The organism is uncultured Flavonifractor sp., from assembly GCF_944383115.1.
Classification (GTDB): domain Bacteria; phylum Bacillota; class Clostridia; order Oscillospirales; family Oscillospiraceae; genus Flavonifractor.
The window spans coordinates 1-21,513 of the sequence record NZ_CALWOJ010000030.1 but is presented as its reverse complement, the minus strand read 5'-3'; the positions used below and the strand labels follow the sequence as shown (position 1 = coordinate 21,513).

General features: G+C 61.1%; 20 protein-coding genes. 17 read left to right on the top strand and 3 right to left on the bottom strand.

Features of this window, described 5'->3' with window-relative positions:
• A partial coding sequence (locus tag Q0K43_RS05165) for an MBL fold metallo-hydrolase RNA specificity domain-containing protein (protein ID WP_297289492.1) occupies positions 1-1,566 on the top strand: 1,566 nt, incomplete at its 5' end.
• Between the two features lie 23 nt (positions 1,567-1,589).
• Positions 1,590-2,849, top strand: coding sequence for a S8/S53 family peptidase (locus Q0K43_RS05160; protein WP_297289491.1), 1,260 nt, complete (start codon positions 1,590-1,592; stop codon positions 2,847-2,849).
• A gap of 70 nt (positions 2,850-2,919) precedes the next feature.
• On the opposite strand, the gene Q0K43_RS05155 is transcribed toward Q0K43_RS05160, so the two are convergent.
• Positions 2,920-4,257, bottom strand: coding sequence for an MATE family efflux transporter (locus tag Q0K43_RS05155; protein ID WP_297289490.1), 1,338 nt, complete (start codon positions 4,255-4,257; stop codon positions 2,920-2,922).
• A 93-nt stretch (positions 4,258-4,350) separates the two neighbouring features.
• On the opposite strand from Q0K43_RS05155, the gene Q0K43_RS05150 reads away from it, so the two are divergent.
• Complete coding sequence (locus Q0K43_RS05150) at positions 4,351-5,202, top strand: MerR family transcriptional regulator (protein ID WP_297289489.1); 852 nt, start codon at positions 4,351-4,353, stop codon at positions 5,200-5,202.
• Here Q0K43_RS05150 and Q0K43_RS05145 read toward each other — a convergent pair.
• Positions 5,187-5,654 (bottom strand): DUF3021 domain-containing protein, encoded by a 468-nt coding sequence (locus Q0K43_RS05145; protein ID WP_297289488.1) that lies wholly within the window; start codon positions 5,652-5,654, stop codon positions 5,187-5,189. The genes Q0K43_RS05150 and Q0K43_RS05145 overlap by 16 nt on opposite strands.
• 10 nt (positions 5,655-5,664) lie before the next feature.
• On the bottom strand, positions 5,665-6,105 hold the full coding sequence (locus tag Q0K43_RS05140) for a LytTR family DNA-binding domain-containing protein (RefSeq protein ID WP_297289487.1): 441 nt from the start codon (positions 6,103-6,105) through the stop codon (positions 5,665-5,667).
• Between the two features lie 198 nt (positions 6,106-6,303).
• Here Q0K43_RS05140 and lexA point away from each other — a divergent pair, with 198 nt between their 5' ends.
• The 14 genes from lexA to Q0K43_RS05070 form a co-directional block, all read left to right on the top strand.
• The gene (gene lexA, locus Q0K43_RS05135) at positions 6,304-6,900 is read left to right on the top strand and encodes a transcriptional repressor LexA (protein ID WP_297289486.1); all 597 of its coding nucleotides are present in this window, start codon (positions 6,304-6,306) and stop codon (positions 6,898-6,900) included.
• A 1-nt stretch (position 6,901) separates the two neighbouring features.
• Entirely contained in the window at positions 6,902-7,357 is a 456-nt protein-coding gene (locus Q0K43_RS05130; protein ID WP_297289485.1) for a methylated-DNA--[protein]-cysteine S-methyltransferase, read from the top strand.
• Entirely contained in the window at positions 7,354-7,593 is a 240-nt protein-coding gene (locus Q0K43_RS05125; RefSeq protein ID WP_297289484.1) for a permease of phosphate ABC transporter, read from the top strand. The genes Q0K43_RS05130 and Q0K43_RS05125 overlap by 4 nt, the downstream gene beginning before the upstream one ends.
• Positions 7,590-8,342, top strand: coding sequence for an exodeoxyribonuclease III (locus tag Q0K43_RS05120; RefSeq protein ID WP_297289483.1), 753 nt, complete (start codon positions 7,590-7,592; stop codon positions 8,340-8,342). Before Q0K43_RS05125 ends, Q0K43_RS05120 begins: the two co-directional genes overlap by 4 nt.
• Positions 8,343-8,576: 234 nt before the next feature.
• Positions 8,577-10,538, top strand: coding sequence for a protein kinase domain-containing protein (locus Q0K43_RS05115; RefSeq protein WP_297289482.1), 1,962 nt, complete (start codon positions 8,577-8,579; stop codon positions 10,536-10,538).
• Positions 10,539-10,589: 51 nt separating this feature from the next.
• Entirely contained in the window at positions 10,590-12,230 is a 1,641-nt protein-coding gene (locus tag Q0K43_RS05110; protein WP_297289481.1) for an S-layer homology domain-containing protein, read from the top strand.
• Positions 12,217-12,999 (top strand): PP2C family protein-serine/threonine phosphatase, encoded by a 783-nt coding sequence (locus Q0K43_RS05105; RefSeq protein ID WP_297289480.1) that lies wholly within the window; start codon positions 12,217-12,219, stop codon positions 12,997-12,999. The genes Q0K43_RS05110 and Q0K43_RS05105 overlap by 14 nt, the downstream gene beginning before the upstream one ends.
• A 46-nt stretch (positions 13,000-13,045) precedes the next feature.
• Complete coding sequence (locus Q0K43_RS05100; RefSeq protein WP_297289479.1) at positions 13,046-14,083, top strand: hypothetical protein; 1,038 nt, start codon at positions 13,046-13,048, stop codon at positions 14,081-14,083.
• Between the two features lie 15 nt (positions 14,084-14,098).
• The gene (locus Q0K43_RS05095; protein WP_297289478.1) at positions 14,099-15,334 is read left to right on the top strand and encodes a CpaF family protein; all 1,236 of its coding nucleotides are present in this window, start codon (positions 14,099-14,101) and stop codon (positions 15,332-15,334) included.
• Positions 15,335-15,363: 29 nt separating this feature from the next.
• Positions 15,364-16,164 (top strand): type II secretion system F family protein, encoded by an 801-nt coding sequence (locus tag Q0K43_RS05090; RefSeq protein ID WP_297289477.1) that lies wholly within the window; start codon positions 15,364-15,366, stop codon positions 16,162-16,164.
• A gap of 12 nt (positions 16,165-16,176) precedes the next feature.
• On the top strand, positions 16,177-17,046 hold the full coding sequence (locus tag Q0K43_RS05085; RefSeq protein WP_297289476.1) for a type II secretion system F family protein: 870 nt from the start codon (positions 16,177-16,179) through the stop codon (positions 17,044-17,046).
• A gap of 49 nt (positions 17,047-17,095) precedes the next feature.
• Entirely contained in the window at positions 17,096-17,344 is a 249-nt protein-coding gene (locus Q0K43_RS05080) for a Flp1 family type IVb pilin (RefSeq protein ID WP_297289475.1), read from the top strand.
• A gap of 81 nt (positions 17,345-17,425) precedes the next feature.
• Positions 17,426-18,124 carry a TadE/TadG family type IV pilus assembly protein gene (locus Q0K43_RS05075; protein WP_297289474.1) on the top strand — a complete coding sequence of 233 codons (699 nt, stop codon included), beginning with the start codon at positions 17,426-17,428 and terminating at the stop codon, positions 18,122-18,124.
• 21 nt (positions 18,125-18,145) lie between these two features.
• Positions 18,146-21,513 (top strand): DUF5702 domain-containing protein (locus Q0K43_RS05070; RefSeq protein ID WP_297289473.1); only part of this gene is annotated, 3,368 nt, incomplete at its 3' end.

Below are 21,513 nucleotides of genomic sequence, written 5' to 3'. Positions count from 1 at the left end.
GCCGTGACCGGCAGCTGCCACTGTGTGGAGTGCGGCGGGAAGAAGATTCTGGTGGACTGCGGCCTGCAGCAGGGCAGGGACGAGCGGGACAACCAGGAGCTGGACTTCAACGCCGGGTACATCGACGCGGTGGTGGTCACCCACGCCCATATCGACCACTCCGGCCGCATCCCTCTGCTGGTGAAGCAGGGATTTACCGGCAACATCTACTGCACCCGTCTCACGGGGCAGCTGCTGAGCATTATGCTGCGGGACTCCGCCCACATCCAGGAGAGCGACGCCCAGTGGCAGAACCAGAAGGGCAGACGTGCCGGGGCTGAGCCGGTGGAGCCTCTGTACACCGTGGCTGACGCCGAGGAAGCCATCAAGCACATCGTTACCTGCGAGTACGGCACCCGCCTCCAGATCGAGGACGGGGTGAAGGCCCGCTTTGTGGACGCGGGCCACCTGCTGGGTTCGTCCAGTGTGGAGATGTGGCTCACCGAGGGAACCGAGACCCGGAAGGTGGTCTTCTCCGGCGACATCGGCAACCGGGATCAGCCCATCATCCGGGACCCCCAGTACATCAAGGAGGCCGACTACGTCCTCACCGAGTCCACCTACGGCGACCGCCTCCACGATATGGACAAGGACCCGGACTACACCGGCGACCTGGCCGCCATCATTGACGAGACATTGGGCAAGGGAGGCAACGTGATCATCCCCTCCTTCGCCGTGGGCCGCACCCAGGAGCTTTTATACTTCATGCGGGAAATGAAGGAGCAGGGGCTGGTGAAGAGCGTGCCCAACTTCCAGGTGGTGGTGGACTCCCCCCTGGCGGGCGAGGCCACCCGCATCTTCTCCGGCGACCTGCGGGGCTATCTGGACGACGAGGCCATCGCCGCCCTGAAGGGGGGCGCCCTGTTCCAGTTCCCCGGCCTCACCATCACCGAGTCCAGCGAGGAGTCCCGGGCCCTCAACGCCGACAAGACCCCCCGGGTCATCATCTCCGCCTCCGGCATGTGTGACGCCGGCCGTATCCGCCACCACCTGAAACATAACCTGTGGCGGCCGGAGTGCGCGGTGGTCTTCGTGGGCTACCAGGCCGAGGGCAGCCTGGGCCGGCGACTGCTCAACGGCGTCACGTCGGTGAAGCTGTTCGGCGAGGAGATCGCCGTCCGGGCCAAAATCGTCAACTTCCACGGCCTCTCCTCCCACGCCGACAAAGACGGCCTGCTGCGGTGGATCGAGAGCTACAACCCCCATCCCAAGCAGATCTTTGTGGTCCACGGCGAGGCGGAGGTCACCGAGATCTACGCCGACACCCTGCGGCAGATGGGCCTGGCCGCCCACGCCCCCAACTATGAGGAGGTCTACGACCTGCTGGCCAACAAGATGCTCTCCCCCGGCCTGCCGCCGGAGAAGAAGCCTGCCGTTACCCCCGGCGCCTCCCCCGCCTACCAGCGGCTGGAGGAGGTGGGCCGCAAGCTCATGGAGGTCATCTCCCACAACAAGGGCGGCACCAACAAGGATCTGGGCAAGTTTGCCGACCAGCTGCGCGCCCTCATCGAGAAGTGGGATCGCTGAGGGGGCGGGGAGGACCATCCGTCATGAAAAAATTCCAGCGGTGCGCGGCCCTGGCGGCGGCGCTCTGCCTGTTGGCCGGCTGTGCCGGGGAACCCTATCCCACCCCCGACTACACCTATCAGGACCACACCGACCCCAACGAGGATCAGTATGTGACCCAGCTGGCGGACCTGTCCCTGCTGAAGGAGGGGCAGCTGGTGCTGGCTGTAAAGGAAAGCGCGTCGTCCTACCGCAGGGAGGCGACAATGACCAAGGATCCCAACTTCGGCTATGACTTCCGCTACTGCAATCTCTCGGATCTGGATCTCAGCGGCATCGACCTGTGGGAGTCCTCCTTTAGCAACACCACGGTGTGGCCCGACCAGCTGCCGGAGGACTTCTCGCCGAAGGAGATCCTGGAGGCGGGCAAGGACCCGGGGCTGGGTATCCGCGCCATGCACCAGCAGGGCATTGACGGTACCGGCGTGGGCATTGCCATCATCGACCAGGCCCTGCTCACCGGGCACGAGCAGTACAAGGACAACCTGATGCTCTACGAGCGGATCCACTGCGGGGACGCGGAGGCCACGCTGCACGGCGCTGCGGTGGCCAGCCTGGCGGTGGGGAAGGACACCGGCGTGGCGCCGGGGGCCAAGCTCTATTACATCGCCACCACCCATGGACACAATGGGGACGACGGACGCCAGTTTGACGCGTCCATCCTTGCCGACTGCATCGACCGGGTGGTGGAGATCAACCAAGAACTGCCTGATGGGGAGCAGATCCGGGTGATCTCCATCTCCAGGGGATTCAATGAGCAGGACGAGGGCTATGACCGGATGCTGGAGGCCATCGCCCACGCGGAGCAGGACGGCATTTTTGTACTAACCACTACCACCATGCAATATGAGCCCTTTCAGTTGTATGGCCTGGACCGGGATGTGAGACGGGACGCCGACGATCCGACGGCCTATCATCTGGCGGCCTGGATCTCGAAGGATAACTATGCACCCCTTTCCGCTCAAGGGCATCTGCTGCTGGTCCCCTCCGGCGGACGCACTTACGCCTCTGGTAACGGGGTGGGGCAATATGAGTGGGATTACACCGGCGGGCTGAGCTGGGGCGTACCCTGGCTGGCGGGCGTCTATGCCCTGTGCTGTCAGGCGGACCCGGATCTGACCCCGGAGCGGTTCATAGAGGCCGCGGAGCAGGCCGGAAAAACCATAGAGGTGGAGGCCGACGGCGCCACCTATACCATCGGCAAGGTGGTGGACCCTGTGGGGACCATCGACCTGCTGCGATAAGTAACGCAAAAACAGGGCGCGCTGCCAAAGCAGCGCGCCCTGTTTGTATGCTGCAAAAGAAAGGAAGCGGTCAGCATCCGGCCCCGTAGCCGAATTTGGCCCGGTAGCGCCACAGGAAACCGATGGACAGCAGACAGGAGACGGCTTCCGCCACCGGCACTGCGATCCATATGCCGGTGACTCCAATGATCCGGGGCAGCAGGAGCAGCCCGGCCATAAGGAAGCCGAAGGTGCGGGCAAAGGAGATGAGAGCGGAGGTCCGCCCGTCGGACAGGGCGGTGAAGAGGGCGGAGGCGAAGATGTTGATCCCGGCGAAGAGGAAGGTGGGGGAAAAGAGGTGGAAACCCTCCAGGGCCAGGGTGTAGACCGTGGTGCCTTCCGGGGAGAACACCCCCACGATGACGGGGGCCAGAAGCAGGGAAGCGGCAAGGATACCCACGGCGGCCCACAGGATGAAGCGGGTGCAGTGGCGGAAGGTGATCCGCAGCCGGTCATACCGTTCCGCCCCCAGGTTAAAGCTGAACACCGGAGCCACCCCCATGGAGAAGCCCAGGAAGAGGGCTACCAGCAGGAACTGGGCGTAGAGGACGATGGTGATGGCGGCCACCCCCGCCTCCCCCAGCAGCTCCAGCATGATGGCGTTGAAGAAAAAGGTGGTGACGGCGGTGGACAGGTTGGTGACCATCTCGGAGGAGCCATTAAAGCAGGCCCGGCCCAGCAGCCGCCAGTCCAGACGGGGCCTTGCAAATTTCAGCCCCTCCTTCCTGCTCAAAAAGAAAACGACCCCGCACACTGCCGGGATACAGTAGCCGGTGACGGTGGCTACGGCAGCTCCGGCGATGCCCATCTGCAGCGGCCCCATGTACAGCCAGTCCAGTACTCCGTTGGTGACGCCGGCGGCAATGGTGAGCCCCAGCCCCAGACCGGGCCGTCCCGCCGCCACAAAAAAGCTCTCAAAGAGCAGCTGGAGCATGGACAGGGGGGCAAAGAGCAGCAGAATGCGGAGATAGACCACCGTGTCATCCAGAAGCAGGACGCTGGCCCCCAGCAGCCGGGCCAGGGGCTCTGCCCCCAGGAGGGCCAGCAGGGCGAAGCACGCCCCGGCGCACACCGCCGTCAGAGCCAGAAAGCTGAAGGTGCGCCGGGCCCCTTCCAGATCCCCCGCCCCCATCCGGTGGGAGACTACCGCGCTGCCGCCGGTACCCAGCATGATGCCCGCTGCCAGCACCACGCTGACGGCGGGATAGGCAATGTTGATGGCAGCCAGGGCGTTCTCCCCCACCAGCCGGGAGGTCAGGATCCCGTCCACGATGGTGTACAGCGAGGTGACCAGCATCATGATGGTGGTAGGCGTGGCAAAGCGGAGCAGCCCGCCCAAAGTAAAGTCCTGATCCAGCCGGTTTTTCATGGCGGCGCCCCCTTTCTTACCCGGTACTTTACAAGAACTACGGTACATGATAAGCTATCGGGTAACCCGATAGTCAAGAGGGAGGTTTGGGTTATGGATCAAACGGAAATGCGCTTTACCACCGGGGAATTTGCGGCCCTGTGCGGGGTCACCAAGCACACCCTGTTTCACTACGATGAGATCGGTATTTTCTCCCCCGCCATCCGGGGCGAGAACGGCTACCGCTACTATGCGCCCGCCCAGGTGGAGGTATTTCAGGTCATTTCCGTGCTGAAGGAGCTGGGAATGCCGCTGTCAGAGATCCGTGCCTACCTGGATCGGCGCAGCCCGGAGACGCTGCTGGCCCTGCTGGAACAGGAGGGGAAAGCCCTGACAGAAAAGCTTACACGGCTGCGGAGGCTGCGGAAACTGATCCACCGGAAAGCGGAACTGACCCGGCAGGCGCTGGCCGCCTGCCCTGGCCAGGTGACGGTGGAGGAGTGGCCCCGGCGGTGGTATGTGGCCACCGCCGCCCCCGGTATCACCGACGCGGGCAAGTACGTCCATATCCTGGCCCGCCACCTGGAATACTGCCAGGCCCACCAGGTAGAGAGTCCCTATGCCCTGGGGGCCATCCTGCCGGTGGAAGCCGCCCGACAGGGCGACTGGGGCGGGTATACCCACTGCTATACCCAGGTGGATCGGCCCGTCCGGGGCATACGGCTGCTCACCGCGCCGGAGGGGCGATATTTGACCTACTGCCACGCAGGCAGCTTCGACACCGTGCAGGAGGGCTACCGCCGCCTGCTGGACTGGGCGGACGCCCACAGGCTGGTTCTGGGGAAAGAGTTCTGGGAGGATGTGCTGCTGGACGAGCTGACCGCCAAGGGTTACGATCAGTACCTGCTGCGGCTGTCGGTGTTTGTTGAGCAGACCGGGGGAGGAAGGGCTCAGGAACCGCTCTGATCTCCGTGCCCCAGGGCGGCGTTCAGCTTTTTGACGCTGCGCAGGGCCAGAAGGTACTGAATGATCCAGATCAGGAAAAAAATCACCGTAAAAATGACCAGATAGGCCAGTATGCCCGCCGCACTGCGCTCCATCCAGTGACAGACGTAAGCGGTGGGGATCAGCAGGGCGGCCCCCAGCAGGAAATAGACGGCAGTCTGCCGGGCCAGACTCCACCGCTCCAGCTCCCACAGCACGGAGCCGGCGGCAAAACCGAAGCCCACCAGACCGCACAGGGCGGTCTGGAGCAGGACCGCCTGGGCCTCACTCCCCACCTGGGCCGCGAAGGCGGGCATACAGGGATAAAAGGCGCCGGTTCCCCAAAACAGGGAGGAAAAAACGGTGATGAGATGCCCGATGGCGATCCCCAGAGGAATGCCCAGCAACCCCCGCAAAAGCAACTCTTTTTTCATACGGTTCACCTCACAGACCAAGTTGTTTTTTCAGCTTTGATACATACCGCCGGGAGACATAGGTGACCGTGCCGTCGGACAGCTTTACCCGGATGGTGCCGGTCAGGCCCAGATCAAAGCTCTGTACTTTTTTCAGATGGATGAGTTCCGAGTTGGAAATGCGCACAAAGAGATGGGGGTCCAGCCGCGCCTCCGCCTCATACAGCCGCAGACGGAGGGTGTATTCCCCCCGCTCGGTGGCGGCCAGCACCTTTCCGGCGCTGGCGTAGATCCGGATCAGCTCCGCCGGGGCCAGGAGCCGGACGATCTCGCCCTGATAACCGGTGATTGGAGGGGCGTCGGCGTGGGAGAGGAACTCCACCGCCTGCCGAACCTCGTCGGTGAGAGCGGCGGTGAGGATTACCGCCTTGGGCCGGGTATAGGTCTCGTCGATGTTCACTTCCACTTGCATGTCGGTCACCTCTTCCTGTGGTGATGCCATTATAAAGAGCGGACAGGCAGTACGCAACGTATTTTTTACAGATGGTCGCTGTGGCCCCACAGGTGGCTGCCTGCGTGGAAAAATGGGGGATTTTAGAACAAATGTTTGCAATGCTGGAGGAAGTATGGTATACTGAAACCGAACGAACTTGACAAAGGAGGGGCTGCCATGAAGGCGCTTTCACCCAAACAGCAGCAGATCTACGATTATATCATTTCTTTCTCGGCGGAACACGGCTATCCCCCCTCCGTCCGGGAGATTGGGGCCTATGTGGGGCTGAAATCCCCCTCCACCGTCCACTTCCACCTGAAAGGGCTGGAGTCGGCGGGACTGATCCACAAGGCGGAGGGCAAGACCCGCTCCATCACCGTCAACGCATCGGAAGCGGAGGCCCCGGAGGACAAGGTGCCGGTGGTGGGCAGCGTAGCCGCCGGCTCTCCCATCCTGGCCCAGGAGTGTGTGGAGGATTACCTGACCTTTGATACCGACGGGCGGCCGGGGGAGTACTTTGCCCTGCGGGTGCGGGGGGAGTCCATGAAGTATGCAGGCATCCTGCCCGGCGACCTGGTGGTGGTCCACCAGCAGAGCGACGCCCGCAGCGGGGAGATCGTAGTGGCCCTCTTTGAGGACGAGGCCACGGTAAAGACCCTCCGCCGGAAGGACGGCCATGTGTGGCTCATGCCGGAGAACCCGGACTATGATCCCATTGACGGCGAGGGCTGCGCCATCCTGGGCAAGGTCACCGCCGTGGTGCGGCGGTACTGAGATGAACCGCATAGCCTTTGATACCCCGGTAGGCCGGATGGCGCTGGAGGAGGACGAGGGGGCGCTTGCCGCTCTGTACCTGCCTAATTCCCCCATGCCTCCGGCGGGGGAGGAGACACCCCTGCTCTCCCGGGGCAGGGAGGAGCTGCTGGAGTACCTGGCGGGGAAGCGACAGGGCTTTGATCTGCCCCTTGCGCCAAAGGGTACTCCCTTTCAGCACAAGGTGTGGTCCGCCCTGGCGGAGATCCCCTACGGGCAGACCATCACCTACGGAGAACTGGCCCGCCGGGTGGGCTGCCCCAAGGGGAGCCGGGCAGTGGGCCAGGCCAACCACCGCAATCCCCTGCCCATTCTGCTGCCCTGCCACCGGGTGGTGGGGACGGGCGGCGCCCTCACCGGCTACGGGGGCGGGCTGGAACTGAAGCAATGGCTGCTGCGACTGGAGGGAATCTTATGAGAAAACTGTTTTCTGCTGCCGACGCCTATATTTCCAAAATGAATTGGAAGGACCTGGCCCTGGTGAAGCTGTGCCTGTGTGCCGCCGGGGTCATGCTGGGACTGGCCGCGCCTAAAAAGCTGCGGAAATGGGCGGCCCTGGGGGCGGTCATCGCTTTTGTGGCCACCTATATCCCCATCATGCTGAAATTCCTCCCCCATCTGACTGCCTGGGGGAGAGAGGAGACGGACGCATGAAGCTGATCACCTGGAATGTCAACGGCCTGCGGGCCTGCCTGGGCAAGGGCTTTCTGGACTTTTTCAAGGAGATGGACGCCGACGCCTTCTGTCTCCAGGAGACCAAGCTCCAGCCCCACCAGATCGAATTGGACTTGCCGGGCTACCACATCTACTGGAACAGCGCCGAAAAGAAGGGCTACTCCGGTACCGCCCTTATTACCAAAACCGAGCCTCTGGCCGTGACTTACGGCCTGGGCATCCCGGAACATGATACCGAGGGCCGGGTGATCACGGCGGAGTACCAGGACTTCTATCTGGTGTGCTGCTACACCCCCAACGCCCAGAACGAGCTGGCCCGCATCGACTACCGGATGCAGTGGGAGGACGACTTCCGCGCCTATCTGATGGAACTGGACCAGCGCAAGCCGGTGGTGCTGTGCGGCGACCTCAACGTGGCCCATGAGGAGATCGACCTGAAGAATCCCAAGACCAACCGGGGCAACGCCGGCTTTTCCGACCAGGAGCGGGAGAAAATGACCGTCCTGCTGGGCAGCGGCTTTGCCGACAGCTTCCGGGCCCTCTACCCGGACAAGACCGGGGCTTATACCTGGTGGAGCTACCGCTTCAACGCCCGGAAGAACAACGCCGGGTGGCGCATCGACTACTTCATCGTGTCTCAGCGCCTGCTGCCCCGGGTGAAGGACCAGATCATTCACGCCGACGTCACCGGCAGCGACCACTGCCCGGTGGAGTTGGATCTGGAGTGAGGGGCCGAAAACGCATATCAACAGGACCTGCCGCAGCATGACGACTGCAACGGCAGGTCTTGTTTTATGTGATACGGAAAAACATTGGTGCGGCAAGGATTATTTCGAAAAAGGGAAAGTTACACTGCGAGAGTGTTGAAAAAAAAGTAAATATATAGTATATTATCAACAAGCCTATTTACATGAATATAGCATCATTTTGTGCAGAAATTGAAGGTGCCAGGGTGATATGAAATGAGGGATATTCACAGTTTTGAGCCGTTCTGGAATGAATGGTATCTGGTGCGTCCGCTGGGCCAGGGATCCTACGGAACGGTTTATCTGGCGGAGAAGGAGAGCTTTGGGGAGAAATACTATTCTGCCATCAAGCATATTCCCATCCCGCCCAAGCAGTCCCAGGCGGACGAGCTGCTGGCGGAGGGCGTGATATCTTCCCCGGAAGAGGCCAGGAACTACTACATCCAAATGGTCAACGACCTGATGTCGGAAATCAATGTGAACTACCGCCTGAAAGGTCACACCAATATTGTCTCTTATGAGGAACACCAGATTATTGAGCGGACCGACTCCCCTGGTTTTGATCTGTTCATTAAAATGGAACTGCTCACCAGCCTGACCGACTACATGAGAAGCCATCCCTTCACCGTCAGCGATGTGATCCGACTGGGCATTGATATCTGTAAGGCCTTGACGGTATTGCAGCGGGAACATATCGTACACCGGGATATCAAGCCCGCCAACATCTTTGTCAACGACGGCGGCGACTACAAGCTGGGCGATTTTGGCGTGGCCCGCACCATGGACAAGACGGTAAGCAGCATGTCGGTAAAGGGTACCTTCGCCTACATGGCGCCGGAAGTGGCCCGCGGCCTGGACGGCAGCTACAGTGTGGATATCTATTCCCTGGGCCTGGTGATGCACAAGCTGCTCAACTATAACCGCGCGCCCTTCCTGCCTCTGCCGCCGGCGATGGTCAGCTACGCAGATAATCAGGAGGCACAGCGCAAGCGCCTTCAGGGTACGCCCATTCCGCTGCCCGGCCTGGGCCCGGAGCTGCTGGGGCGGATCATCCAGCAGTGCTGTGCCTATCGACCGGAGGACCGGTGGAAGAATCCGGGCGCCATGCAGTACGCTCTGGAGCAGCTCCAGCAGGAACTGCCCGCCCAGGTCCTGGCGCAGGTGGTGTCTGATACCAGCCGGATCTCCGGCGGCTATACCATGGGCAACTCCACCATCCGACATCTGCTGACGGAAGAGTCCCATGGCTTAAACCAAACGGATCCGGCCCAAATCCAGCAACCGTCCCACGTTGATCCTCAGCCGGCACCTGCCCCGCAAGAGAGCCCGCAAGAGAAGACGGAGGAGACGGTATTTTTGCCCCGTGACAAGGCCGAGCCGGATGACGAGGCAACTGTGTTTCTCCCCCAGGACCGGTCGGAGCAGGACGGCGAGGAGACCGTGTATCTGCCCCGTGACAAGGCCGCACCAGATCAGGAGGAGACGGTTTTTCTCCCCCCGGATCAGGCCTATCAGGCTGGGCCCTCCACCCCCCAAACGCCCCCGCCGCCAAAGAAACCCGAACCGCCTCGGGGAGGAGACAATGCAGCCCGCCCCAAAAAGGGCAAGGGCATCCTGCTGGGCGGGATCGCTGTCGGCGTGGTGGCGGCGGCAGCGGCCATCTTTGTTTTGTTGGGAACCGGCGGAGATGGGGATCAGCCCGCTATTGCAGTACCCTCTCCCTCGCCCACTTCCATAACGGCGGTGGTCAATACTGCCGAACCCACGCCGACACCCACGCCGACACCGACGCCGACGCCGACGCCCACGCCGACGCCGACGCCGACGCCGACGCCCACGCCGACACCGACACCGACGCCAACACCCACGCCGAAGCCCACGCCGCGGCCCACGCCCCGGCCTACACCCCGACCCACCCCCAAGCCTTCTGTTGTCGCGGTGACCGGGATATCGGTTTCCCCCACCAACGCGATTTTGGAGGTAGGCGGGAGCGTGAAGTTGACGGCGACGGTATATCCGTCCAACGCCACGAATAAGACGGTAAAATGGACGTCGTCCAACACCGCCGTGGCTACGGTAGACAGCGCCGGCAACGTCCGCAGCAATGGAGCCGGCACCACCATTATTACTGCTACCTGCGGGGGCTATGCGGCCTCCTGCGCAGTGTCGGTGAGTTAAAGTGACCAACCGCCCCAGAGAGGACGATCATATCAAAGGAGGATGTGGATCATGAAGAAGAGACGGATTGTGGCTATGTTTCTGGCCGTGCTGATGCTGCTGCCTTTTTCGGCTCATGCAGCGGGCATAGACGCCCGGTATACCAGCGTATCCGGCGGCAGCAGCCATTCAGTGGCGGTCAATGAGAAGGGTGAAGTATATACCTGGGGATCCAACAACTCGGGCCAGCTGGGCCTGCCGGGAGAGAGCAGCGCGTCCAAGCCCACCCAGGTTACCGGGATCACCGCCGTGTCGGTGGCGGCGGGCTATGACTTTTCTGTAGCCCTCAGCGCCGACGGCAGCGTGTATACCTGGGGCATGGGCGTCAATCAGACGCCTGTGAAGGCGGCCATCAGCAATGTCATAGCGATTGATGCCGGCCAGTCCGACATCGTGGCCCTGCGGGCCGACGGTACGGTGTGGAAATGGACCTACGGCAGCACCCCCGCTCAGGTATCTGGCCTGAGCCGCATCGTAGACATTTCCGCCGGCGCGGGTTTTGTGCTGGCGCTGAGCCTGGAAGGCCGGGTCTATGCCTGGGGCAATAATCAGAACGGTCAGCTGGGAGACGGCACCGTTACCAACCGGCCCACGCCGGTACAGCTGTCCCTTCAGAACATCGTGGATATCTCCGCCGGGTATTCCCACTCCCTGGCCGTAGCCTTTGACGGCACGGTTTACGCCTGGGGCAGCAACGAGTATGGCCAGCTGGGTCTTGAGGAGCAGGCCAACAGCCTGAAGCCGGTGCCGGTGGAGAAGATCTCCGGCGGGGTAAAGGTGGCCGCCGGTTCCGGCACATCCCTGGCCCTGACCCAGGGCGGGAAACTCTATGCCTGGGGCTACGGGGAATACGGCCAGATCGGAAACGGCAACACCCCCATCTCCCAGGCCAATCCCACTCAGGTGAGCAACCTGTCCAGCGTGGAAGAGATCGACTGCGGGCTGCACCACTGCTTTGCGGTCACGGAAAGCGGCGTGCTGTATGCCTGGGGCAGAAATCAGGCCCTCCAGCTGGGCACCGGAAAGAACAGCAACCAGGACACGCCCACCCGAATCACCACCCAGCTGAGCAGCGGCTCCATGCCTTGCGGTTATCTGACCACCGGCGCCAGCGCGTGGGCGGTGGGCGACATCAACCAGCTGTTCCGTACCTCCATGGTCCCGCCCATGCTGTGGGGCAGCTACACCAAGCAGATCACCCGTGCGGAATTTGTTACGCTGCTGGTGGGTATGTACGAGCAGGTGAAGAATACCACTGTCAATGAGAGCGGCACCTCCAAGTTTATCGATCTGGAGGGCCACCCTCTGGAGACCTATGTACGCAAGGCGGTCAACCTGGGCCTGCTCAACGGCACCTCCGGCAACACCATTTCCCCCGACAATATTCTGACCCGTCAGGAATGCGCCAAGATGCTGTGTTCCTTCCTGCAGAAGGTACGCAACGTCTCCATTTCCACGTCCAGGCCCAGCCTCAGCTTCTACGCCGACGAGGCCAAGATCCCCGACTGGGCGGCGCCCTATGTAAGCTATACCTATAAAAACGGTATCATCAACGGCTACAGCGACGGACGCTTTGCCCCCGCCGATCCTCTGACCCGGGAGCAGAGCCTGAGCATTGCGTTCCGGCTGGTGGAGAAGTATGGCTGGGACTGAGGGAATACAAGCAGTTTATCAGCTGGGTGTAAGCTGCCAGATGGGCCTGCACCGCAGCAACAACGAGGACAACTTTTTCTTCAACGGTATGTATAAGCCGCTGGAACTGGCCGATACGCCCTACCACCTGCCCGGCAGGGCGGAAGGGCGAGCTGTGTTGGCGGTGTGCGACGGTATGGGCGGTGACAGCTACGGCGAGTACGCCGCCTGGGTGGCGGCCTCCGGCCTGAGCGCGCTGGACCAGGAGCATGTGGCGCCTGAGCAGGTGCTGGCCTGTACCCAGCAGCTCAACGAGAAGATCTGCCGGGAGGCGGAGCGGCGCCGATGCCGGATGGGCAGTACGCTGGTACTGGCCGTGCTGGACGGGAACCGGGCGGCGGTCTATAACCTGGGGGACAGCCGGGCCTATCTGTGTTCCGGCGGCCAGCTCACGCAGCTGTCCCAGGATCATACCGTGGAGCAGTCCTTGCGCAGCATGGGCGTGTCCGGCGCCAACAGCCGGTCGGCCCAGCAGCTGACCCAACATCTTGGTATGGCGCAGGAGGAATTTATTCTGGAGCCGTATCATACAGAAGTAACGATGGCGCCCGGTGACCGGCTGCTGCTGTGCAGCGACGGGCTGACAGGGCAGTTGAGCGATCAGCAGATCGCATGGCTGCTGGCGGACGACGCGCCGCCGGATATCCAGGCCCTCCGCCTGACCCGGGAAGCCGAGCAAAGGGGAGGCAGCGACAATATTACCGCACTGGTGGCCGCCCTTGCCCCTTAAAGACGGCGGGGCCGGTCCCATCCAGGCAGGATAGGAGAGAGAAATCATGATGATCAGGCTGGCCGTTTTGGACGGCAATTCGGACTATATCGGGCGGCTGTTGGATTTTTGCAGGGAAGCTTATTCCGATAAGCTGGAGCTGTCCTGCTTTTCCGCCCCGGAGCGTCTGACGGAAGCGGCGGCGGAGGAGCGGTTTGACGTGATCCTGGTGGATGAGGCCATGCAGGCCATTCCGGAGGGCCTGGCCGGACAGACCGTGGTGGCCTGGCTGACCGGGGAGGTCTACGAGGAAAAGGACGGTCTGCCTGCCATCTGCCGGTATCAGCGCATGGAGCAGTTTTACCGGGAGGTGCTGGCGCTGTATGCCGAACACAGCGGCCATGTGCTGAAAACGGGCGGCTGCGACGGCGAGGGCGCCCAGGTCATTGCGGTGGTGGGCGCTGCGGGAGGCTGCGGTGCGTCCTGTGTGGCCGCCGCGCTGGCGGTTCATTTGGCCCAGCAGAAGCGCCGGGTTACTTATGTAAACCTGGAGCCGTCTGGTGAGCCGGAACTTTACTTCCATGGGGACGGGAAGGAGACGCTGTCCGACCTGCTCTATGCCCTTAAGAGCAACCGGGTCAACCTGGCGCTGCGGATGGAGAGCATCATCCGCCAGGACCCCTGCGGCGTGCGCTATTATGCCGCGCCCACCAATGCGTTGGAGCGGGCGGAGCTGACGGAAGAAGACGCCCAGCGGTTGCTGACCGCCCTGCGGGAAAACCCGGAGAACCAGGCGGTGGTTCTGGACATTCCGCTGGCCTTCCAGGGGGCGGGCAAGTACCTGCTGGAAGCGGCCTCCCGTATTCTGATGGTGACCTCCGCCTCCATGACCGGCCAGGCCAAGCTGTTTCATACCGTACACGCGATCAAAACCGGCTTTTCCAGTGATCTGCTCAGCCGGATGGCGCTGGTGGGCAACCGGGGACAGGAGCCGCCCAACCATATGGGCCTGCCTCTTTTGGGTGTGCTGCCCGAGTATGCCGGCGGTACGGAGCGGCAGGTGGTTCAGGCCATGTCCGGGCATTCCATATTTGACTTGCAGTGAGCATTGGGGGGCGCCATGACAGAACAAGAGTTGGATCAACTGGCAGAATCCATCAAGCATCTGCTGTTTGAAAATGCCGAGGTAGTCAGCCTTTCTGACGACGAGCTGTACCATCGCATTGAAGAGCTGGTGGCCCAGCGGGCCGGACAGCGTTATATGTCCATCCAGAACCGGATCGATGCGGTGCAGCGCACCTACCAGTCCATACGAGGCCTGGGCCTGCTGGACGAGCTGCTGCGGGACGAGAGTATCACGGAGATCATGATCAACGGCCCCGACCATATCTTTATCGAGCGGCAGGGCGAGGTATCCCGGCTGGACAAACGATTTGAGAGCGCCCGCCGGCTGGAGGATATCGTGCAGCGCATCGTGGGACAGGCCGGACGTGAAGTCAACCAGGCCAATCCCATTGTGGATACCCGCCTGCCCGACGGGTCCCGCGTCAACGTGGTGCTGCCCCCCGTCTCTCTGGTGGGCCCGGTGGTGACCATCCGGAAATTTTCCAAAACCCCCATGACCATTGAGCAGCTCATCAAGTACGGGTCCATCACGCCGGATATTGCAGAAGTACTTAAAATGCTGGTGCGTGCCAAATACAACATTTTTGTATCGGGAGGCACCGGTTCGGGCAAGACCACGTTCCTCAACGCCCTGTCCAATTTCATTCCCAAAAATGAGCGCATCATCACCATCGAGGACTCGGCGGAACTGCAGCTCAAACAGGTGGAGGACCTGGTGGTGCTGGAGGCCCGCAACGCCAACACGTCGGGCGCGGGCGCCATTACCATCCGGGATCTGATCAAAGCATCTCTGCGTATGCGCCCGGAGCGTATCATTGTAGGCGAGGTCCGCGGCGCGGAGGCGCTGGACATGCTCCAGGCCATGAATACCGGCCATGACGGGTCCCTGTCCACCGGCCACGCCAACAGTACGGTGGACATGCTCAGCCGCCTGGAGACCATGGTGCTGCAGGGTGCGGAGATCCCTCTGCCCGCCATCCGCCAGCAGATTGGTTCCGCCATCGACATTATCGTACACCTGGCCCGGCTGCGGGACTATTCCCGACGCACGATGGCCATCAGCGAGATCCTGGGCGTGGAAAACGGGGAGATCCAGGTCAACCCCCTCTATGTGTTTGAGGAGGACGACAAGAGTACCATGGAGAAGGTGTCCGGCCGTTTGATCCGCACCAAAAACCCCATGGTGAATGTGGAAAAGCTGCGGCGCAGCGGATATAATGCCGTAATTTGACGCCTGCAGAAAGAGAGGGAGTGGTTGCATTGACCTTGACATGGAAGAAGAAGGCGCCGCCCGCGCCGCCCCGCAAGGGGTTGCTGGGCAACGCCGACGACTACGAAGTATGTCCCTTTACCCCCTCCCAGCAGATCCTGTATTTTGCGATAGGCTTCCTGGCGGGCGGGGTGGTCAGCTTTATCTTTTATGAAAGTCTGATCCTGTCCGCCGTTGTGGCGGTGGCCTGCGGCCTGATCTACCCCAAAGCGCGCAGGAAGCAGCTCATCGAAAAGCGCAAGCAAAAGCTACTGCTGCAATTCAGAGACTGTCTGGAGTCGCTGTCCACCTCTCTGGGGTCGGGCTCCAACGTACCCCAGGCCTTTGAGGCGGTGGCGGCGGATATGGTGGTCCAGCACGGTCCGGAGAGCGATATCAGCCGGGAGATGGCCATCATCACCGAGGGCATTGCCGACAATATCAACGTGGAGGTGCTGCTGGGCGACTTCGGCACCCGCAGCGGCCTGCCCGACATCAAGAATTTTGCCGATGTATTTGAGATCTGTTACCGCAAAGGCGGCAACGTCCGTGAGATCGTGAAAAGTACCTACCAGATCATCTGCGACAAGGTGGACGTACAGCTGGAGATCAATACGGCGGTAGCCTCCAAGCGGATGGAACAGAACGCCATGCTGGTCATGCCGGTGGTCTTTATCTTCCTGCTGAAAATGATGGGCAGCGATATGATCGACCTGCGTTCTGTGCAGGGGATGCTCTCCACCACGGCGGGCCTGGCCTGTTTCATTGTGGCCTACCTGGTGGGTAAGAAGATCCTGAGAATCGACTTGTAGGGGAGCGCAGCCATGGGAATCATCATCAAACTGATTGTTATGGGCGTTGCCACCGGGGCCGCCGGGCTGCTGTTCAGCGGCCTGATCATGGGGCAGAAGCGGTATGCGCCTCTGGTGCAGAGCGTCTCTGCCAAGGACCCCTTCCGTGGCTTTTATGTGGCGGGCTTTTCCCTGTGCCAACTGCTGCGGATCAACTTTGCCTCTCCCCGTGCCCAGCGCCGGATCGCCCAGTGTGCCGTCATCCACGGGGAGAAATACGCGGAATATCACTACCGGTTGCTGGTAGCCAAACAGATCACCATACCGCTGCTGGTGCTGGTTGTGGCGTTGTCCCTGTCGGTGATTTTGGACACCCCCATTCTCATCCTGCTTGCACTGGTAGCGGCGGCGGGGGTGGCGTACTATTTTGAGACCACGGTGACCGATATCATGACGGCCCGCAGCCGGGCCATCAACCGGGAATTCCCCACGGTGGTGTCCACCCTGGCGCTACTGGTGAATGCGGGCCTCATTGTGCGCGAAGCGTGGGAGCGCATCAGCCAGTCGGGTGAGGGTGTGCTTTACGAGGAGATGCGCCTGGCGGTGCTGAACATGAACAACGGCGTATCGGAGGGCCAGGCCTATCTGGACTTTGCCCGCCGCTGCCGGGAGGAGAGCGTCACCAAATTTGCCGCCTCTCTGAACCAGAACCTGACCAAGGGCAACCGGGAACTGGTGGATTTCCTGCGGCAGTATGCCGCTGAGAGCTGGCAGGAGCGCAAGCAGGCGGTCCGCGTCCGGGGTGAGGAGGCGTCCACCAAGCTGCTCATCCCCATCACCATCATGACGCTGGGCCTGCTGATCATGCTGTGCGTACCGATTATGAGTGGGATCGCCTTTTGATCCCCTTGTAATAGAAAGAGACCATGAAAAGAAGAAAGAAGGAATCTGTATGAATGCAATGTGGATGAAGCTGTACCTTCTGTGTCAGGGCGTCAAGGACTCCTGCACCTCCGCCGGCCGCAAGCTGGCCCGGGAAGAGCGGGGCGGCGCCGAGATCATCGCGGCCATCATCCTGTTGGCCGTCGTGATCCTGCTGGCGGTGATCTTCCGGGACAAGATCCAGGATCTGCTCAACAACATCTGGGGCAACGTGGATGGCAAGGTGAGCGATCTGGGTCAGGAATTCACCATGCCGTAACGGCATCCGAGACCGTATGAGGGAGGGATGGCTCCCGCCTTTGGCGGGGGCCATCCCCAACCAAAAAGGGGGATCGCAGAGATGAAAAAGCTGCGGGAAGAGCAGGGAGCTTCCACCATCATTGAATATCTGTGCGTGCTGCCGCTGTGCCTGATCGGCATCTGCTTTATTCTGATGGTAGGCTACTATTTTCACCAGAGCGCGCTGCTGGAGTCGGCGGCCTACCGGGCGGCCATGACGGTGCAGCGCATCTACAACGATCCCAACGCCACCACGCTCATTGATTTCGGCACCGAGCCGGAGAGCAATCTGGCCGGCTATCGGGAAAAGGCCTCCCTGGAGGACGAGCCCAGACTCCCCCGGGACCCCTACCGGTATTTTAACAACGGCTACAACGCCTCCGCCATTGAGAATACGGCGGAGAAGAAAATGGAGACCATCATCAACGCCGGCACCCTCTCCCCGGTGGAGGCCATCTATGTGGAAAAGGCCGACCCGGATGTGGGCGGTGTGACCGGCTTCATTTCCAAGAACGCCAAAGTCTCCGTGACCCAGGCGTTCAAGCTGCCCAGCGTATTCCGCATTGTGGGCCTGCCCGACAAGGCGGAGATTAAGGTGGAAGTGACGGCGCCCGTCATTTCCCAGACGGAATTTGTACGCAATGTAAAATTTGTGGAAGATATCATTGAGGAATTGAGCGAGAAATCCGAGACGGTAAGCAAGATCACCGAGACCATTGGGATCGCCTTCACAAGGATCAGCGACTTTTTCAAAGGCTAACGAAGGAAGGAGGACGGGATTATGAACTGGTGGATGCGGTTTTGTGAGCATAACAAGGGCTCCATTTCCATTTTCCTCTCCGCCATCCTGCTGCCCTTTCTGTGGCTGATCGGCATTTTGGTGGACGACAGCAATCTGAACCTGTCCATCGCGTCGGTGGAGGGCGCTGGCGAGCTGACGGTAAACGCCGCGCTGGCCAATTATGACAGCGTCCTGGCCGACGTATACGGCCTGTACGCCATGAGCCAATCCTCCGAGGACGACAACCTGGGCCTGGAGAGCTATTTCCGGGACAGCCTCCACGCCGGCGAACTGATGCAGGCCGTGGACGCGGACAGCGAGCTGGGCCAGGCGGTGGTAGACGGCAGTCAGGACCTGCTGGGCCTGACCCGTGCGGAGGATGTGACCCGCAATTTTGTTGACGTAGAATACAGCAATTTCACGGCTGGCGGACTGCCGGGCAGCAGCCTGGCCAACCCGGAGATTTTGAAGAGCCAGATCGTGGAATTTATGAAATACAGGGGCCCTGCCGACATCGGCATGAGCCTGTTGGACTCCCTGGGCGTATTCAAGAAGGTGGGGGAGCAGGCCAAGGTCCTGAAGGAGAAGGTGACCACCGACCAGAAGGTGGCCACCCTGGCGGAGGAATCCCAGCGGCTTTATGACGCCATCGTGCATCTGGACCAGCTGCTGACGGATTACCTGGCTAAGCGTAACAGCTTCTACCCCGGCGGCCTGAACACCGTCCGCTCCTGCCTGGAAAAGGCGGACAAGATCATCCGGGAGCAGCTGGCCGACGCCATCACAATGGACGACCTGCCCGATATCAGCAAGGACAAGGAGCGTACCGAGTACCAGGGCGAGAGCTACTATACCTTCAAGATGTCCGGCGTGTCCGCCAAATCGCTCAATGACGACTACACCCTGTCCGATGCCCGTTCCGACCTGAACAATGCCCTCAACGGTTTTGACCTGAGCCGGATGGAGAGCGCGGTGACCCAGCTGGGTACCGTGGATTCCGATACCCTGTCCAGCCTGTTCAGCAAGTACCGCAGCTTTGGCGAGGACATGAAGCAGCTGTGTCAGGCCATCCTCACCCTGGAAGCCCACGGGGAGACCAAGTGGGAGGAAGGGAAGCAGCTCAGCGGCGACGCCCTGTCGGTGCAGGAGGGCTGGATGCTTCTCACCGAGGCCTATGAAGAGGTAGTCACCCCCTTTGAGGAGAAGGCGAAGGCGTATGACGACCAGCTGAAAGATGCCCGCGAGCAGGTAGGCGAAAATGTCCGTACCGCCGCCCAGACCATCCAGGACTATCAGGGCAGCGCCCAGAAAATGGCCTCTGAAAAGCATATGACCGAATGGTACGAGTATTTGGCCAATATGATTGGCGCCATTGGCTCCGCGCTGGACAGCATGCTGACCCAGGTGGACCGGGTGCGTGACGCCATGAATGAGGTTTCCACCGCCAATGCTGCCCTTGAGAATGCGGCAAAAGACTATAAGAAAAACACCTCCGAGGACGACTTCTATGCCGGTATCCAAAGCCAGGTGGAGCAGAACAAGCAGAACTTTACCACCCAGGATCTGGACGCCATCGAATCCCAGATCCGGGCCATTAAAACCTATCTGGGCGATGAGGACAGCGGCGAGATCGGCCGTCTGAGCCACGACTGCACCCTCTACGGCCGCTCCCTGGCCGACATTTCCATCTATCAGAGCAACGACAAGCTGGGGCGGCAGACCCTGGATGACTATAAAGATTACACCGGAAGCCCCGGCTACCAGCTGATCAGCGGCGAGCAGCGCCAGACCAAAGACTGCTACGTCAAGCCCATCGGCAGCGAGGTACTCAAGCTGGACGACGGTACCACCGTGGCGCCCCCCGCCTACTATGTGTACATGGAGTGCAACTACACCTCCGGTGAGGGGGAGAAAAACGACGACAATCTGGATCAGACCGCAGAAAATGTCAACGAGATGGCTGGGGAGGAGACGGCGGCTTCCGACGGCGATGCCACTGGATCCCAGGCCGGCAGCGCCAGCGTTTTTGCCGACGCCCCCTCCGGTGGCATCGGCGGCGGCGGCGCCAAGGACTATGGGGACCTGGGCTCCGGCAACACCGCTATCCTGGGCCAGCTGGCCTCCATGATGGACCTGGTCATTAACCTGGTCAGCGGCATCGACGATTTTCTGGAGAATGGCCGGGACAACCTGTTGGTCACCCAGTATGTGGACTCCAACTTCTCCTGCGCCACCAAAAAGGACGACCAGGGCCTCACCACCATGACCAACGTACCCATCAATACCAAAAATAACCCCCTCATGGGCTGCGAGATGGAGTACATCATCTACGGCGACAAGGGCGACAAGGCACAGAAGTTCTTGTTTTTCTTCACCATCAGCGAGGCCCCTGGCCCCATCATCAACGTCAGCTACGCCAAGAACAACATTCTGGCCATCCGCTTTGCCTGCAACGCCATCGTGGCCATCACCAACGGGGAGATCAACAACCTGACCCGCCCCCCCGCACTGGCTATCCAGGCCGCCACCTGCGGCGTCTTCCCCTACAAGGTGGCCCAGGTGGTCATCGACGTCTGCCTGGCCTACGCCGAGTCCCTCTCCGACCTCTCCCGTCTCATGAAGGGGGAAAAGGTGGAACTCATTAAGAACTATGAAAGCTGGACCATGAAGCCGGAGACACTGTTAGACGGGGGAAAAGTCCAGGAGCTGGCGCAAAACACCATTAAGGAATGGTCCAAGGATGTTCAGGAAATTGTAACTAATAACATTCAGCAGCTCATTGACGAGTCGGCCGACCGCCTGAAAGGGAGCGGCGAAGAGCTATTAAATGAAATAAATCGAGAGGTTCGTACTATGGTCCAGTCCTCCATCAACTCCTGCATCCAGACCCTCCAGACCCTGCTGGTGGACAGGGTGGACCAGATGTTTACCAAGGGCATCCAGCAGGGCATTACCTGGACCAAGGATACGGTGCGCGCCCAGCTCACTGAGGCCGCCGCCCCCTACCTGGAGAGCCTCAACGGCGCCGAGATGCAGCCGTTTGCTGAGCAGGCCCTCTCCGCTATGGTGGACGCCCTGGTGGATGACAACGCCCTTGTCAAGGCTCTCAACGACAAGGCCAAGCAGCTGGACGACACCGTCCAGTCCTGCGCCGCCCTGGCCAATGAAAAGATTGCCGGGGCGCTGATAGGGCTGGAACAGCTTATTTCAGACGAAGTGGACAGCATCTCCGCAAAGATAAATGGGGAACTAGAATCTGTGGTGGACGGCGCATCAGCGGAGCTGAAGGATGCCACGGAGGAAACAGTGGCCCAGGTGACCCAGCAGCTGTCCGAAGATGTCTCCAACACCATCAACGGCCAGCTCAA

Coding starts and splice junctions, on each gene's coding strand:
- Q0K43_RS05085 (WP_297289476.1), top strand. CDS start 16,177: ATGGGAATCATCATCAAACTGATTGTTATGGGCGTTGCCACCGGGGCC.
- Q0K43_RS05095 (WP_297289478.1), top strand. CDS start 14,099: ATGACAGAACAAGAGTTGGATCAACTGGCAGAATCCATCAAGCATCTG.
- Q0K43_RS05105 (WP_297289480.1), top strand. CDS start 12,217: ATGGCTGGGACTGAGGGAATACAAGCAGTTTATCAGCTGGGTGTAAGC.
- Q0K43_RS05080 (WP_297289475.1), top strand. CDS start 17,096: ATGAATGCAATGTGGATGAAGCTGTACCTTCTGTGTCAGGGCGTCAAG.
- Q0K43_RS05150 (WP_297289489.1), top strand. CDS start 4,351: ATGGATCAAACGGAAATGCGCTTTACCACCGGGGAATTTGCGGCCCTG.
- Q0K43_RS05130 (WP_297289485.1), top strand. CDS start 6,902: ATGAACCGCATAGCCTTTGATACCCCGGTAGGCCGGATGGCGCTGGAG.
- Q0K43_RS05115 (WP_297289482.1), top strand. CDS start 8,577: ATGAGGGATATTCACAGTTTTGAGCCGTTCTGGAATGAATGGTATCTG.
- Q0K43_RS05160 (WP_297289491.1), top strand. CDS start 1,590: ATGAAAAAATTCCAGCGGTGCGCGGCCCTGGCGGCGGCGCTCTGCCTG.
- Q0K43_RS05100 (WP_297289479.1), top strand. CDS start 13,046: ATGATGATCAGGCTGGCCGTTTTGGACGGCAATTCGGACTATATCGGG.
- Q0K43_RS05120 (WP_297289483.1), top strand. CDS start 7,590: ATGAAGCTGATCACCTGGAATGTCAACGGCCTGCGGGCCTGCCTGGGC.
- lexA (WP_297289486.1), top strand. CDS start 6,304: ATGAAGGCGCTTTCACCCAAACAGCAGCAGATCTACGATTATATCATT.
- Q0K43_RS05155 (WP_297289490.1), bottom strand. CDS start 4,257: ATGAAAAACCGGCTGGATCAGGACTTTACTTTGGGCGGGCTGCTCCGC.
- Q0K43_RS05110 (WP_297289481.1), top strand. CDS start 10,590: ATGAAGAAGAGACGGATTGTGGCTATGTTTCTGGCCGTGCTGATGCTG.
- Q0K43_RS05075 (WP_297289474.1), top strand. CDS start 17,426: ATGAAAAAGCTGCGGGAAGAGCAGGGAGCTTCCACCATCATTGAATAT.
- Q0K43_RS05125 (WP_297289484.1), top strand. CDS start 7,354: ATGAGAAAACTGTTTTCTGCTGCCGACGCCTATATTTCCAAAATGAAT.
- Q0K43_RS05145 (WP_297289488.1), bottom strand. CDS start 5,654: ATGAAAAAAGAGTTGCTTTTGCGGGGGTTGCTGGGCATTCCTCTGGGG.
- Q0K43_RS05140 (WP_297289487.1), bottom strand. CDS start 6,105: ATGCAAGTGGAAGTGAACATCGACGAGACCTATACCCGGCCCAAGGCG.